The organism is Variovorax sp. RKNM96 (assembly GCF_017161115.1).
In the GTDB taxonomy this organism is placed as follows: domain Bacteria; phylum Pseudomonadota; class Gammaproteobacteria; order Burkholderiales; family Burkholderiaceae_C; genus Variovorax.
This window is the reverse complement of sequence record NZ_CP046508.1, coordinates 5,451,210-5,464,342: the sequence shown is the minus strand read 5'-3', so window position 1 is coordinate 5,464,342 and position 13,133 is coordinate 5,451,210. Positions and strand designations below refer to the sequence as shown.

The following is a 13,133-nucleotide window of genomic DNA, read 5'->3' as shown; positions in this document are numbered from 1 at the left end:
TCATGATCATCAGTCCTCCCTTTCTGCCCGATCGCGCCGGGCAATCCGAAGAAGCCTGGCTCGATGCTGCAATGGCGCAGCCCGCATCGCGGCTGGCGAGCACCAACGCACCGGAAGGCTCATTTCCCTTGAGCTTGAAGCTGGGGTGGCACAACGGGATTCACATTCAGGCACCTCGGTCCGGTGGCACGCATTTGCCCGTGCGGGCGATTGCCGACGGCAAGGTGGTTTTCGTCCACGCACCGACGGCACCGAACAACGACGTCAAGCACCCGCTCAACTACAACCCTTTTCATGCCGACACACCCACGCCGGCATGGACCAGCGACGGGTTCGTCGTCGTCGAACACAGGACGGAGATCGGTGCCGAAGGAAACGCCGTCACCGAGGTCGTCTACTACAGCGCCTGCATGCACCTGGCCAGCATTGCGCACTGCCCGAAGACGAAGGCCTCGTGGGCAGTCGGCGATGCTGTCTATCGCAAGGATGAATTGGGAACGCCCGGCCAGATCTACGGGCACGAGGGGCAGATCCACTTCGAGATCTGCTGCGACGAAGCGAATCTCCGACGGCTGACCCGGCGCGGGCCGAACTGGGTCGATCCGCTGGATCCGCCGGCGCCTGTGGCCGATGGTCGTACCGACAGCGTGTTCGGCAGCGTCTACATCTACTTGCCAGCAGGTACGCCTGCAAGCACGGGCATGCCCACCAATCAGCTGCGCGTGGTTGGTGCAGCTGCAGGCGTAGGCAGCGCCGCATCCGATCGCTTCCCTCCGAGCATTCTGCAGGTTGCCCAATGGGTGCAGATCACCAGCGAAAAGGGTGCCACAACACTCACGAGCTACGACCGATGGGGTGCACGAGTCGGTGCCCCAAGGAGCGACAGTCGGTACGACTACATCGTTGCTGCCAACGTGCCGACCGCCGACAAGGCCTCAGCAAGCCAGAGTTTCGAATACGACCTGTACACCGTCTGCGACGACCGCCACAGTGCGTTGGACGCATCCACCCGCGCCACGAGCAGTCCCAGCGGTTGGTACGAGTTGCTGCGCTTCGGACGCAATCTCGGAACCGATCCGCTGCCGGCCAACGCCGCGCACTGGCGCAAGATCGCTACGCCCGCAGGCGAGGTCTGGGCAGATCTGAATGCACCGGGCAGCTTCAAGTTCAGTGACGCGGACTTTCTGCCGGTCATGGGCTGGAACTGCTTCGACGATGACCCGAATGTGGATCTGCGATGCGACTCGCTGCACATGAAAACGCTGATCCGCGATCCAGACCCGAAGAATGAACAACGTATGGAGCGCACGCAGCTGGCGATGCGGCTGGGTGATGCGAGCGTGAGGACGAAGCTTCGCCGCGCGATCTGCAAGTTCCCGAGCGAGTGGAATCGCACGACCATTGAAGCCCGCTACGGCTGGCTGGAGACCGAAGATTTCAAGTCGACGGACGACGATGCGACGGGCGCGCAGAAGTGGGATCGCTTTGTGAAGCATGCGCGTGCGGTCACCTTTGCCGATCTGCCGAAGGCGTTTCTGGATGCCGATTGGCGGTTTCATCCGAGGGAGTTCGTGGGGCTGATGCGCAAGTGCGGGTGGCGCAGCAAGAGAGAGCTCGCGCAACTGATACCCGTGAACGTCCTGCGCAAACCAGGAAGCCATCGTTCAGCCACTGTCCCTGTTTGGGAAGCCCCCAACCTGGCGAGGGCGCAGGCAATGCTGGCAACACACGCGACAGACCTCAATCTGGCACTGCGCAAGTTTCTGATTTCCACCCCCATTCGGCAGGCCTGTTTCTTTGGCAATGCCGTTCAGGAAACGCAGTGGCTCAGTGATATGAGGGAAAGCGGTGGACGAGATCCCACGCTGCATGCTGGTTGGTACGGACGTGGCTTTCTCCAATTGACCAACCCAAACGGAAATATCAATGGCGGAGATAATAATTACTACAAATACTTTAAATTTATTGGAAGATCTCCGGCTGTACCGCCGACCGCATTCGAGGCAGGCTGGAGAGATCAAATTGCATTGGACCCACGCCATGCAGCTCAAAGCTCTGCAGCTTACTGGATATGGCCAGGAAAATGCGAGCCGAGTGCCAGAAATCCAAGTTTGCCAAGTGTTGGAAATACCAACAAATATGCCGACGATGCGGAGAATGATGTCAATCAAAGAAATTCAACACCTACTGCACGGAATGGCGCCAAGACTTGGTATTACAACCAATCCTTCACCAATTGTGCTGCTGCGGTCAATTATCCTGCGACGACCGGACAGAGTCCACCGAACATGAATGGATTGGTCGATCGGTCTACGGCTTTTATCAATGCACTGGTGGTCCTGCTCGACGTGTCGGTTTTTCAAGATGCGCAGAATCAACAACACGCGATGCCAGAAGATTTCGTTAGGAGAACACTGCCATGAGATTGATCGCCTGCTTGCTATTTTTCTCTCTCGTTGCACCAGCGTATTCACAGCAGAGAATGAGTGGGGAGGCGTTTTCTGAAAGCCTCAAGTCCAAATGTCGATTGAGATTCGGTGATGAGATTATTGAAAAAATAGAAAATGCAGGCATTGTGGAGTCGAGAATCGATGGCCGTGATTATATTTCTGCTGAATTTACTCTGAAAATCCGTGAGGCAAGAAAAGAGGCTCAGGCTCGAGTGGATGTGTATTGCTCGGCTCAAGGAAGTTTTCGGGAAATTAAAAAATCTCTTGCGACGCCTCGGGAGCAAATTGAGCAAGAAGATTCAGGAGGTCGATACTACAGGCACATAGCCTGGCAAAGAAATACAGCCGGAATCAACTGGAAAGGGCAGATCGCGCATGTCGATGCTCTCCATGGAGACGGTGATGTATTGCCCACGAATTTCTATCTGGTTTGCTTGAAAGTAGAAGGCAACTTATGCCTTCAAATCGACGTACAGCCGCCAAGAACAGCAAAAAGAAAAGTGCTTTTGACCGTCATGAAAATGATCAGCCGTATTGAGCACTTCGAGTAGACGGCGGTTTGCTCGCTCAGGTTGCCCAGATCCTCGGCGTAGCCGCAGGCAACGCCCACAGTTCAGCCCGCCAAGCCTGCCAAACTTCTCTCAGCAACTGCATCGCAGGCTCTACCACAGGCGCCAGCACACGCAGCACAACGACCTCCGCATGCGGGCTGGTCGCACCAGCGCTATCGAAAAGTTCGTGCGCCTCAAGCAATCTGCGCGCATGCCCCAACAGCACTTCGCGTCGCGCCCGCGTCGCCGGCGAGCCCGACACAAAGAACAGCGAGGCGATGCACTTGTGGCCGCCGAAGCCCAGCGGACTCTGCAGCAAACGCTGATCCGCCGCATCAATACGCCCCCGCTCCAGCCACACCCCTGGCACTTCGATGTGCTGCAGATAGGTGCCCCGCTCGAACGGCTGGTTCGCATTTGGCAGGCCGAGTGCGGTCACGTCCCATCCGATCATTTCCGCTCCCGGCTCGACTTCGATCGTCAGCCGGTTCTCCGCCTGACAGCCGCTGTAGCAGATCGCCTCCAGCGGCAGCCATTCGAGCCGCGCACCGGCGGCGAGCCGGATGCGCGTGCGCTGCAGCGCCTGCTCGCCTTCGGAGCGGTAGAAGCGCGAGGCGCCGGGCGTGGTGATCAGGCCGTGGCTGCCGTCGGCTGCCTCGATGTCGATGTCGAGCGTGTCCCCTCCGACAAGGCCGCCGGGCGGATGCACCAGCACGTTGTGGCAGATCGCGTCGCCCTCGGGGTACAGGCTCTGCAGGATGCGCAGCGGCCCGTCGTGACGGAAACGGGCAACGGTGCGATCAGCTTCTTGTTGGTAGTCGAGGTGGAGACGGGCGTGCCAGGGCATGCGCCGAGTCTATCCAGCCACGACCTCGGTCAGACCTTCCATGCCCCGTCGTGCGCTGCCGCCGATTCGTCGAGAAGCGCCGGCCCGATGCATTCGATCGGATGCGGCGACGCGCGGAACACGTCGCGGCACGACAGCTCCGCATCGCGCTGGTCCTGCCGTTCCCCGCGGAACACGCGCAGGCGTTCGGCGTCGATGCCGAACACCACGCGGCCGATGTTCGACCAGAAGATCGCGCCCGCGCACATCACGCAGGGCTCGCCCGAGGCATAGAGGGTGGCGTCCGCAAGCGCTTCGCGCGGGATGCCGCGGCCGGCCAGCGCGCGGATCGCATTCGTCTCGGCGTGCCCGGTGCAGTCGCCTGTCTCGCCCGTGTTGTTGTAGGCCTCGGCCAGTACCTCGCCATCGGCGGAGACGATGATCGATCCGAAGGGCCGGTTGCCGCGGCGGCGCGCGAGGTGCGACCAGCCGATGGCCTTGCGCAGATACCGCCCGTCGCGCTCGTCGAGCGCGGTTTCTTCGGGGAGCGAGGTGGTGTTGTGGGTGGTGCTGTTGAAATTCATGCCTTGGTGGGAATCATGCGTTCGTTGCGCGATGGGAGCATCGAGGTGTTGAAGATGGCGTCGGCCGCGGGCTTGACCTTGAGTCCGAAGACCTCGGACACCTCGTCGACCTGCTGCTCGAGCGTGAGCTTTCGGATGTCGCCGAGGCCGTGGCTGCGCGTGTCCGCTGCACCGACATATTGCGCCGTGACGCCCCAGCGTTCAAGTTCGATCTTCTCGTCGAGGATGGGTTCGCGCTGGCGCATGGCCGCGATGCTGGGCGCCGGATTGGCAAAGGTCTCGACGATGGCGCGGTTGGTCGCGCGCAGGAACGCGGCGACCAGCTTCGGGTTCTGCGCGATGAGGTTGCTGCTCGCGAGGATCGCGTTGCCGTAGAGGTTGACGCCCGCGTCCGCGTATTTCAGCACCGAGAGTTCTTCTGCCTTCATGCGTGCGAAGAGCGAGATGGCCGAGTCGTGGAAGTAGGTGGCGGCATCGACGTCGCCACGCACCATCACGTTGTCGCGCGCGCTGAAGTCGGTGGTCTGCCACTGGAACGCATCGGGGCGCATGCCTTGCTTGCGCGCGACCATCGGCCAGGCGCGACGGGTCGATTCGACGGCGGCCGCTGCCACCTTCTTGCCCTGAAGACTCTTGAAGTCGCCGGTCACGCCGCGGTCCTTGCGGCCGATGATCACGAAGGGCGCACGGTTGTAGTACTGGTACACGGCCTGCACCATCGGCGTGCCTGGGTTCTGCGCATTGAACTCGACCAGCGAACTGATGTCGCCCAGACCCATCTGGTAGACGCCGCTCGCGATGCGCGTGATCGAGGCGACCGAACCGGCGCCGGTGTCGATGCTCACGTCGAGGCCTTCATCCCTGTAGTAGCCCTTGGTGTGCGCGAGGAAGAAGGGCGCGGTCTGTCCGTTGATGCGGAAGTCGAGCGTGAACTTGAGCGGGGTGAGCTTGCCTGCCCCCTGGGCCATGACGGACGGGGCGGCAAGAGCGGCTGCAGCAGCGGCGGAGGTGGCCGCAAGAAAGGATCGGCGTTGCATGGTGGGGCCTCGGAATCGGTGGTCTTGAATCCCCTGCACAAGAGCAGAAGGCGCTTCAAGAGCAATTTCCGGGCGGCGCACTTTCGTGGTGCGTGCGCTGCTGAACGCTTCTACTCTTGCCCACATCCATGCACGACGCATGCCAAGGGCTTTTGCTCAGGCTTTGCGCGGAAACGCGTGCATTGGCCAACGCGGCGCGCCACAATCCGGGCGCGCAATTTGCAAGGCAGGTTGCGCAGAGTAGAAGCGTTCAGCCGCGTGATGCCCCGCGCATCCAGGCAGGAAATTGCTCTTTCAAGTTCGTTCGTACCCACGCGCAACAGAAGGAGTCCACGCATGCTCGTTACCCAACAACCCGTCTTCCGCAAGTTCTGGCATGCCGTCATGCCGCTCACCGAACTGGCCGCTGGCCCCAAGCCCTTCAGGCTGCTGGGCGAAGACATCGTTCTCTTCATCGACGCCGACGGCCAGCCGGCCGCGCTGCGCGATCGCTGCTGCCACCGCACCGCGAAGCTCTCCAAGGGCTGGTGCGTCGATGGCGAGGGCAAGGCCTGCGGGCAGGGCGCGATCCAGTGCGGCTACCACGGCTGGACCTACGACCGCAGCGGGCAGGTGATCCGCATCCCCCAGTACGAGGCCGACCGCAAGATCTCACCCGACTACCGCACGACCGCCTACCGCTGTACCGCGCGCTACGGCTATGCGTGGGTGGCACTCGAAGAGCCCATCGCCGACATTCCCGAGATCCCGGAGTTCACCGACCCGGGCTACCGCACGATCTTCCAGTTCTACGAGGAGTGGCAGACGAGCCCGATGCGCGCACTCGAAAACTCCTTCGACAACTCGCACTTCAGCTTCGTGCACCGCGCCACCTTCGGCGTGGCCGCGAGCCCGAAGCCGAGCAGGTACGAGCTGGTCGAAAACGAATCGGGCTTCTACGCGGAGACGGTCATCGAGGCGACCAACCCGGTGAAGTTCCACGCGATCAGCGGCGTGACCGATGCGATCACCACGCGCCACATGCGCAACGCCTATTTCCTGCCGTTCTCGCGCCGGCTCGACATCGAGTATCCGAGCGGCGTGCGCCACATCATCATCAACTGCTTCACGCCCATCGACGACGGGCGCATGCAGCTGTGCCAATGGCTGTTCCGCAACGACACCGAGGCCGACTGCGCGGCGCAGATGCTGATCGACTTCGACGCGGAGATCACGCGCGAGGACAAGGACATCCTCGAATCGACCGACCCCGATGCGCTGGTCGATACGCGCCGGCGCGGCGTCGAGTATTCGATGGAGTCGGACCGTCCCGGCATGCTGATCCGCAAGCACCTGATGCAGCTGCTTGCGAAGCACGGGGAGGCCGAGGTCTATCGCGGCATGGAGAGCGCCACAATCCCCATCGCCAAGGCCGCCTGAGCGGCCGCTCTGTCAGGCGGGAGCAGTGACGGGGCTCGGCCGCGTGCTGCGCGAAGGCGCCTGCTCGTAGCGGTCCATGCCAAGCCCATCGGTGCGGATGTCCGGCTGCTGGCCCATCACCATGTCCGAGATCAGCTTGCCCGAGCCGCAGGCCATGGTCCAGCCCAAGGTGCCGTGCCCGGTGTTGAGGAACAGGTTCCCATAGCGTGTGGCACCGACGATGGGCGTGCTGTCGGGCGTCATCGGGCGCAGGCCCGTCCAGAAGGTGGCGCTCGGCAGGTCGCCGCCGGGGAACAGGTCGCTCACCACCTTCTCGAGCGTGGCGCGGCGGGCCGGGTTCAGGCGCAGGTCGAAGCCGCCGAGCTCAGCCATGCCGCCGACGCGGATGCGGTTGTCGAAGCGCGTGACGGCGACCTTGTAGGTCTCGTCGAGCACCGTCGATTGCGGCGCGAGCGATTCGTCGACCAGCGGCACGGTGAGCGAGTAGCCCTTGACGGGGTACACGGGAATGTCGAGGCCCAGCGAGGCGACGGCGGCGCGCGAGTAGCTGCCGAAGGCCATCACGTAGCGGTCGGCCGTGAGGATCTTGCCGGTGGTGGTGCGCACGCCGGTGATGCGGCCGTCGTCGGTCTCCAGGCCGTCGATGGCCTGGCCGAAGCGGAAGTCCACGCCCAGGCCGCGCGCGATGTCGGCGAGGCCGCGGGTGAAGAGGTGGCAGTCGCCGGTCTCGTCGTTGGGCAGGCGCAGGCCGCCGGTGAGGCGGTCGCGCGCGCCGGCCAGCGCGGGCTCGATGCGGGCGAGGGCGTCGCGGTCGAGCAGTTCATAAGGGACGCCGCATTCCTCGAGCACCGCGATGTCGCGCTGCACCGCATCGAGCTGCGCCTGCGTGCGAAACAGCTGCAGCGTGCCGCCGGTGCGGTGTTCGTACGCGAGGCCGGTGTCGGCGCGCAGTTGCTGCAGGCAGCCGCGGCTGTATTCGGCCACGCGCATCATGCGTTCCTTGTTGACCGCGTAGCGCTCGGGCGAGCAGTTGCGCAGCATCGCGGCCATCCAGCGCAGCTGGAACAGCGTGCCGTCGGGGCGGATCGACAGCGGCGCATGCTTCTTGAACATCCACTTGATCGCCTTCAGCGGAATGCCCGGCGCGGCCCACGGCGTGGAGTAGCCCGGCGACACCTGCCCGGCGTTGCCGAAGCTGGTTTCCTCCGCGGGACCGGACTGCCGGTCGAGCAGGGTCACGTCGGCGCCGGAGCGCGCAAGGTAGTAGGCCGTGGTGGTGCCGATCACGCCGCCGCCGAGAACGATGACTTTCATGGTGTATTCGCTGATTCAGGTGGAATACATGGAATCTAAAGTGCACAATGCAGTGGATTCCATTGTTTTTCATGGTTTGGCGGTGGAATCCGCTGCCGAAAATCGTTCAATGCAGCCCAGGGAGTGAAATGCCGGAACTCGACCGAATCGACCGCAAGATCCTCGACCTGCTGCAGCGCCAGGGCCGTGTCTCGATGACCGAGCTGGCCGAGCACATCGGCCTTTCCGCCTCGCCTTGCGCCGAGCGCGTCAAGCGCATGGAGCGCGACGGCGTCATCACCGGCTACCACGCGCGGGTGTCGCCCGAGGCGCTGGGCAAGACGCTCCTGGTGTTCGTGGAGATCAAGCTCTCGGCCAAGTCGGGCGATGTGTTCGACAAGGTCAAGCAGGAGTTGCTGCACATGCCCGAGGTGCTCGAATGCCATCTCGTCTCGGGCAGCTTCGACTACCTGGTGAAGGCGCGGCTGAGCGGCATGAGCGAATACCGGCACCTCCTGGGCGACATCCTCAAGAAGCTGCCTGTGGCGGCCGAATCGCACAGCTACGTGGTGATGGAAGAGATCAAGGAAACGCTCACGCTCGCCGTGGACCGCTGAACGCCGCGGCTACCATCTCGCCGGCATGCAAGACACCCCGACGATCACCATCCGCCCCTGGCGCCTCGACGACTTCGATGCGGTCAAGGCCATCCTCGACGACACCTTCGCGGGCACCTGGCTGCCGCAGCTCACGCCGGAAGCCCTCGCGGTCTATCGGGAGAGCGGCGAGCCCGTCGGCTACATCGACGAGATGGGCCCTGCGTTCTTCGTTGCGGAAATCGACGACGCAGTGGTCGGCATGGTCCATTGGGGAGACGACTTCGTCCACGCGCTGCACGTGCCCGCGGTGCACCGGCGCAAGGGCATCGCGCGGGCACTCATGGCCTTCGCCGAAGACGGCATGCGCGCCGATGGCGTCGAGATCGTCCGGCTCGAAACCGACACCTTCAACACGCAGAGCCAGGGCTTCTATCTCGCGCTCGGCTACCGCGAAGCCGACCGCTATCCCGACCTCGAATGGCACAGCGGCTTCACGACCATCCTGTATGTGAAGCCGCTCGTTCGCTGAACCTTCTCTTCATCCACCAAGGAGACCTGCATGAGCATCACGATCCGCCGCGACGGCACCACCGGCACGCGCCACATCCTCAAGATCCGTAACCACGAGATCCCGGTCGATGCCTCGCCGGCCGGCGGCGGCAGCGATGCGGGTCCCGAGCCGCATGACCTGTACGACGCCTCGCTCGCGGCCTGCAAGGCGCTCACGGTGCTGATCTACGCGCGCCGCAAGGGCATCCCGGTGGAAGACATCGAGGTCGTGGTCGATCGCGACGACAGCGAGGAGCGCAAGGGCGTCTACCGCCTCAAGTCGGGTCTGCGCCTGACCGGCGACCTCACCGAAGCGCAGCGCGACGAGCTGCTGCGCGTGGCGGGCAAGTGCCCGGTGCACAAGCTCATGACCGAGGTGAAGACCGAGATCGAGACGGGCTGGGCCTGAGCCCTTTCGCCGCGAGCTTCCGCCGGGACGTTCAGCGCACCACCCGGTACGCGCGCACCGCGCGAACCAGCGCCCACAGCCCGGCTTCCGCCGGCACGTTCTTCTCGTTGAACGACACGGCGACATACAGGTCGTCGGCCGGCACGTAGGCCACCACGGTGGTGAAGCCCTCGATGCCCCCGCTGTGCCCGAGCATCAGGCCCGGCCCGTCGGGCACGTCATAGAGCTGCACGCCCATGCCATAGGAAGAATTGCCGCCCGCGTAGGGACCGAGCATTGCGGGCATGCGGGTGAACATGCGATGCACCGTGTCGTCGGGCAGCACCTTCCCCGAGAGCAGCGCATGCCAGAAGCGCACCAGATCGACCGCGGTCGATGCCAGTGCGCCGGCCGCGTAGGGCGTGGCGTACTGGTCCGGCGCATCCACCGGCCGGCCCGCCGCGTGGCCCGTTGCCACCGGCAGCTGGACGCCTGGCTTGCGCATGACGGTGTGCGTGAGCGACAGAGGCCGCAGCAGGCGCTTCGCGAGCACGTCGGCCAGCGGCATGCCTTCGGTCTTCTCGATGATCACGCCGAGCATCGCGTAGCCGGTGTTGGTGTAGCTCCAGTTCGTGCCCGGACAGAACTGCGGCGGCTGCGCGGTGCCGAGCGCGATGATGTCGGCGGGGGCGCGGTACGCCGTGCCGAGAGAGGGCAATGCGTTGAAGCTCACGAGGCCGTTGGTGTGCCGCAGCAGTTGCTCGGCGGTGATGAGCCGCGCATTGGGCGCATCGGGAAACCACTTGTCGATGGTGTCGTCCAGCTTCAGGCGCTTTTCTTCGACGAGTTGAAGGACCACCGCGGCGGTGAGGGTCTTGCCGGTGCTGGCCACCTGGAAGGGCTGGTCCGCGACGACCGGCGTGGGCGGTTCCTTGCGCGCCAGCCCGCGCGTGGCGGACCAGAAGCCTTCGCCGGGAATGGCGACTGCGACGCTCGCGGCGGGCACGTGCGGCAGCATCTTGTCGAGCGCGCCGCCGAGTGCGGCCTGCAGGTCCGCGGGCAGTTCGCCATCGATGGAGCGACGGAAGTCCTTTTGCCACACGGCCTCGGGGGCTGAGCGCATCGGCGGGCCCGCATACACAGGCGAGGCCGTGCATGACGACTGGGCGTGTGTGAGGCCCGGAGAGAGCGATGCGGCGAGCAAAGCTGCTGCCGATATCTTTTTCAACAAAGACATTCGATCCTTTCCATTCGCTGCGCTACTTCGATGCTTCCGCTTGCTTGCGCGCTGCCTCCACGCGCTTGGCATAGCGGTCGCCCCAATCGGCCAGCGGCCCGAGCGCGGCATTGAGCGTGGCGCCCAGTTTCGTCTCGGAGTATTCGACGCGCGGCGGTACTTCGTGGAAGGCCTCGCGGTTGACGAGGCCGTCGGTCTCCAGTTCGCGCAGTTGCTGGATCAGCATCTTCTCGCTGATGTCGGGCAGCAAGCGCTTCAGCTCGCCGAAGCGGCGCGGCTGCACGTGCAGTTCCCACAGGATGACGGCCTTCCACTTGCCGCCGATGACTTCGAATGCGGGGCCGATGCCGCAGTTGTAGGGCTTCTTTGCCTTCATGCGCAGATCCAATACATACGTTTTGGTAAGTACCTGACTTTATGGTAGGTACTTGACCGTTTGCAAGTGGAATTCCTACGATGCATCCGTCATCACAAACTTGCAACACTGCATTGGAATCGCTATGAGCAACAAGAAAGTTTCCGTTCTCGGCCTGGGCTCGATGGGTCTCACCATCGCACGGCTTTACCTGGACCAGGGCTACAAGGTCACGGTATGGAATCGCACCGCGGAGAAGGCCGAGGCATTGGTCGCGAAGGGCGCCGTGCTCGCGCGCAGTGCGGCCGAGGCGATGCGCGCCGCGAAGGTCGTTCTGATGTGCGTCTACGACTACCGCGCCGCCGAAGCGATCCTCGCAATGGACGGCGTTGCCGCCGCGATGGATGGCCGCTTGCTGGTCCAGCTGACCACCGGCAGCCCCAACGACGCACGCGATGCCGAGGCGTGGGCGCATCGGCAGGGCGCCACCTACCTCGAAGGCGCCATCCAGGCCGCGCCGGACCAGATGGGCCAGGCCGACACGCCGATCCTCATGTCGGGTGCGCAGTCCGTGTTCCGCGAGGCGGAGCCGTTCCTGAAGGTGCTGGGCGGCGGCACCGTGTACCTGGGCGAGAAGGCCAGCGCCGCGGCCGCGATGGACCTCGCGACGCTCTCCACCATCTACGGCACGTTGCTCGGTTTCATGCATGGCGCCCGCATTGCCGAGCACGAAGGCTTCGATGTGGCCGAGTACGGCCGCATCGTCGCGGGGATCATGCCGACCTTTGCGGGTTTCCTTCAGCACGAAGGCTCCGTGATCCAGTCGGGCGACTTCAAGATCTCGCAGAGCCCGATGCGCATCTCGGTCGAGGCGACGCAGCGCATCCTGCAGACGGCGCAGGAGGCCGGCATCAACACCGAGTTTCCGGCGTTCGCCGCGGGGCTCTTCAAGCGCGCCGATGCAGCGGGGCTCGGCGGGGAAGAGATTGGGGCGCTGATCAAGCTGCTGCGCTGAAGACTTGCACCGTCTTCAGGCCCAGGTCATGAAGCGGATCGCGCGCAGCACGTCGACCTCGCGCTCCATGAGGAAGTCGCCATGGCAGCAGTTGTCGAGCGTCACATGGTGCGGGGTCTTCAGCGCTGCCGCGAGGCGGTCTCCGTCGATCACGCGGGCGCGGCGGAAGATGCGCAGGAATTTCGTCGGTTGAAGGCGATCGCGGCCTGCAGGGATTGGCCGTCCTCGGGTGTCGCGACAGGTTCGAACAGCGCGGGGTTGTCCAACGGAACGTCCGAATGTGGTGTCGAGGTAGACCAGGCCCTGCACCCGTTCCGGAAACAGGCCTGCGAAGTGCGTGAGTTCGTTGCCCGCAATCGAATGGCCGGCGAGCACCGCGCGCGACAAGCCGAGTTCGTCGAACGCCGCCTTCAGGTCGGCGACGAGCGTGTCCACCTCGTAGTGCTGGGTGTCGCTCTTCACCGGCAGCGGCTTGTCGGACAGCCCGTAGCCGCGTCGGCTGATCGCGATCACGCGCGAGAAGTCGGACGCCAGCGCGGGTGCGAGGCTGTCGAAGCAACGCGCGTTGGCGCCCAGGCCGGCGAGCAGCACGATGGCGGGGCCCGTCGCGCCGGGCTTCTGCCAGTCGCGCACCTGCAGCGACACGTCGGGCCCGGTTGCCACCTTCACGCGGCGCTCGGTGACGGACGCCGCGGCGGGGCCGGTGCCCACGCCGCCGCCGCCACTGCTGCCACCACCGCCGCATGCCGCGACGGCGAGCATCGGTAGCAGGGCCGCCATGGCACGCAGGATATGCCTGCGGCGAGGTTGAAACCAGAGCGGCGGGGTCA

General features: G+C 64.2%; 15 protein-coding genes. 8 read left to right on the top strand and 7 right to left on the bottom strand.

Annotation, left to right across the window (positions count from 1 at the left end; genetic code table 11):
- Nucleotides 1-2 precede the first annotated feature (2 nt).
- On the top strand, nt 3-2,423 hold the full coding sequence (locus GNX71_RS25265; protein ID WP_206174965.1) for a M23 family metallopeptidase: 2,421 nt from the start codon (nt 3-5) through the stop codon (nt 2,421-2,423).
- On the top strand, nt 2,420-3,001 hold the full coding sequence (locus GNX71_RS25260) for a hypothetical protein (RefSeq protein ID WP_206174964.1): 582 nt from the start codon (nt 2,420-2,422) through the stop codon (nt 2,999-3,001). Before GNX71_RS25265 ends, GNX71_RS25260 begins: the two co-directional genes overlap by 4 nt.
- Nucleotides 3,002-3,017: 16 nt before the next feature.
- Here GNX71_RS25260 and GNX71_RS25255 read toward each other — a convergent pair whose 3' ends face one another.
- Genes GNX71_RS25255 through GNX71_RS25245 form a run of 3 tightly spaced genes read right to left on the bottom strand, consistent with a single transcriptional unit; the run spans nt 3,018 to nt 5,448 of the window.
- Nucleotides 3,018-3,848, bottom strand: a complete 831-nt coding sequence (locus GNX71_RS25255; RefSeq protein WP_206174963.1) for an urease accessory protein UreD — start codon at nt 3,846-3,848, stop codon at nt 3,018-3,020.
- A 29-nt stretch (nt 3,849-3,877) separates the two neighbouring features.
- Entirely contained in the window at nt 3,878-4,411 is a 534-nt protein-coding gene (locus GNX71_RS25250) for a nucleoside deaminase (RefSeq protein ID WP_206174962.1), read from the bottom strand.
- The gene (locus GNX71_RS25245) at nt 4,408-5,448 is read right to left on the bottom strand and encodes an ABC transporter substrate-binding protein (RefSeq protein WP_206174961.1); all 1,041 of its coding nucleotides are present in this window, start codon (nt 5,446-5,448) and stop codon (nt 4,408-4,410) included. Before GNX71_RS25245 ends, GNX71_RS25250 begins: the two co-directional genes overlap by 4 nt.
- Before the next feature lie 336 nt (nt 5,449-5,784).
- Here GNX71_RS25245 and GNX71_RS25240 point away from each other — a divergent pair, with 336 nt between their 5' ends.
- Nucleotides 5,785-6,867 (top strand): aromatic ring-hydroxylating dioxygenase subunit alpha, encoded by a 1,083-nt coding sequence (locus tag GNX71_RS25240; RefSeq protein ID WP_206174960.1) that lies wholly within the window; start codon nt 5,785-5,787, stop codon nt 6,865-6,867.
- A 12-nt stretch (nt 6,868-6,879) separates the two neighbouring features.
- On the opposite strand, the gene GNX71_RS25235 is transcribed toward GNX71_RS25240, so the two are convergent.
- The gene (locus GNX71_RS25235) at nt 6,880-8,181 is read right to left on the bottom strand and encodes a D-amino acid dehydrogenase (protein WP_206174959.1); all 1,302 of its coding nucleotides are present in this window, start codon (nt 8,179-8,181) and stop codon (nt 6,880-6,882) included.
- On the opposite strand from GNX71_RS25235, the gene GNX71_RS33710 reads away from it, so the two are divergent.
- Genes GNX71_RS33710 through GNX71_RS25220 form a run of 4 tightly spaced genes read left to right on the top strand, consistent with a single transcriptional unit; the run spans nt 8,180 to nt 9,717 of the window.
- Nucleotides 8,180-8,308 (top strand): hypothetical protein, encoded by a 129-nt coding sequence (locus GNX71_RS33710; protein ID WP_277401838.1) that lies wholly within the window; start codon nt 8,180-8,182, stop codon nt 8,306-8,308. The two genes, GNX71_RS25235 and GNX71_RS33710, sit on opposite strands and share 2 nt — an antisense overlap.
- A gap of 1 nt (nt 8,309) precedes the next feature.
- Nucleotides 8,310-8,777 carry a winged helix-turn-helix transcriptional regulator gene (locus GNX71_RS25230; RefSeq protein WP_176659586.1) on the top strand — a complete coding sequence of 156 codons (468 nt, stop codon included), beginning with the start codon at nt 8,310-8,312 and terminating at the stop codon, nt 8,775-8,777.
- Between the two features lie 25 nt (nt 8,778-8,802).
- Nucleotides 8,803-9,288, top strand: a complete 486-nt coding sequence (locus GNX71_RS25225; protein WP_206174958.1) for a GNAT family N-acetyltransferase — start codon at nt 8,803-8,805, stop codon at nt 9,286-9,288.
- A gap of 30 nt (nt 9,289-9,318) precedes the next feature.
- Nucleotides 9,319-9,717, top strand: a complete 399-nt coding sequence (locus GNX71_RS25220; protein WP_206174957.1) for an OsmC family protein — start codon at nt 9,319-9,321, stop codon at nt 9,715-9,717.
- A 31-nt stretch (nt 9,718-9,748) separates the two neighbouring features.
- Here the strand turns inward: GNX71_RS25220 and GNX71_RS25215 are convergent, their stop codons facing one another.
- Nucleotides 9,749-10,933: a serine hydrolase domain-containing protein gene (locus GNX71_RS25215; RefSeq protein WP_206174956.1), complete on the bottom strand. Its 1,185-nt coding sequence runs from the start codon at nt 10,931-10,933 to the stop codon at nt 9,749-9,751.
- A 22-nt stretch (nt 10,934-10,955) separates the two neighbouring features.
- Nucleotides 10,956-11,309, bottom strand: coding sequence for a helix-turn-helix domain-containing protein (locus GNX71_RS25210; protein WP_206174955.1), 354 nt, complete (start codon nt 11,307-11,309; stop codon nt 10,956-10,958).
- Between the two features lie 52 nt (nt 11,310-11,361).
- Here GNX71_RS25210 and GNX71_RS25205 point away from each other — a divergent pair, with 52 nt between their 5' ends.
- Entirely contained in the window at nt 11,362-12,303 is a 942-nt protein-coding gene (locus tag GNX71_RS25205) for an NAD(P)-binding domain-containing protein (RefSeq protein ID WP_346776857.1), read from the top strand.
- Nucleotides 12,304-12,318: 15 nt separating this feature from the next.
- On the opposite strand, the gene GNX71_RS25200 is transcribed toward GNX71_RS25205, so the two are convergent.
- Nucleotides 12,319-13,083 carry an alpha/beta fold hydrolase gene (locus tag GNX71_RS25200; protein ID WP_206174953.1) on the bottom strand — a complete coding sequence of 255 codons (765 nt, stop codon included), beginning with the start codon at nt 13,081-13,083 and terminating at the stop codon, nt 12,319-12,321.
- Nucleotides 13,084-13,133: the final 50 nt, after the last annotated feature.

What these genes read in the sequence shown, in the direction of transcription:
- GNX71_RS25265 (WP_206174965.1), top strand. Translation starts at nt 3, where the DNA reads ATGATCATCAGTCCTCCCTTTCTGCCCGATCGCGCCGGGCAATCCGAA.
- GNX71_RS25260 (WP_206174964.1), top strand. Translation starts at nt 2,420, where the DNA reads ATGAGATTGATCGCCTGCTTGCTATTTTTCTCTCTCGTTGCACCAGCG.
- GNX71_RS25255 (WP_206174963.1), bottom strand. Translation starts at nt 3,848, where the DNA reads ATGCCCTGGCACGCCCGTCTCCACCTCGACTACCAACAAGAAGCTGAT.
- GNX71_RS25250 (WP_206174962.1), bottom strand. Translation starts at nt 4,411, where the DNA reads ATGAATTTCAACAGCACCACCCACAACACCACCTCGCTCCCCGAAGAA.
- GNX71_RS25245 (WP_206174961.1), bottom strand. Translation starts at nt 5,448, where the DNA reads ATGCAACGCCGATCCTTTCTTGCGGCCACCTCCGCCGCTGCTGCAGCC.
- GNX71_RS25240 (WP_206174960.1), top strand. Translation starts at nt 5,785, where the DNA reads ATGCTCGTTACCCAACAACCCGTCTTCCGCAAGTTCTGGCATGCCGTC.
- GNX71_RS33710 (WP_277401838.1), top strand. Translation starts at nt 8,180, where the DNA reads ATGGTGTATTCGCTGATTCAGGTGGAATACATGGAATCTAAAGTGCAC.
- GNX71_RS25235 (WP_206174959.1), bottom strand. Translation starts at nt 8,181, where the DNA reads ATGAAAGTCATCGTTCTCGGCGGCGGCGTGATCGGCACCACCACGGCC.
- GNX71_RS25230 (WP_176659586.1), top strand. Translation starts at nt 8,310, where the DNA reads ATGCCGGAACTCGACCGAATCGACCGCAAGATCCTCGACCTGCTGCAG.
- GNX71_RS25225 (WP_206174958.1), top strand. Translation starts at nt 8,803, where the DNA reads ATGCAAGACACCCCGACGATCACCATCCGCCCCTGGCGCCTCGACGAC.
- GNX71_RS25220 (WP_206174957.1), top strand. Translation starts at nt 9,319, where the DNA reads ATGAGCATCACGATCCGCCGCGACGGCACCACCGGCACGCGCCACATC.
- GNX71_RS25215 (WP_206174956.1), bottom strand. Translation starts at nt 10,933, where the DNA reads ATGTCTTTGTTGAAAAAGATATCGGCAGCAGCTTTGCTCGCCGCATCG.
- GNX71_RS25210 (WP_206174955.1), bottom strand. Translation starts at nt 11,309, where the DNA reads ATGAAGGCAAAGAAGCCCTACAACTGCGGCATCGGCCCCGCATTCGAA.
- GNX71_RS25200 (WP_206174953.1), bottom strand. Translation starts at nt 13,083, where the DNA reads ATGGCGGCCCTGCTACCGATGCTCGCCGTCGCGGCATGCGGCGGTGGT.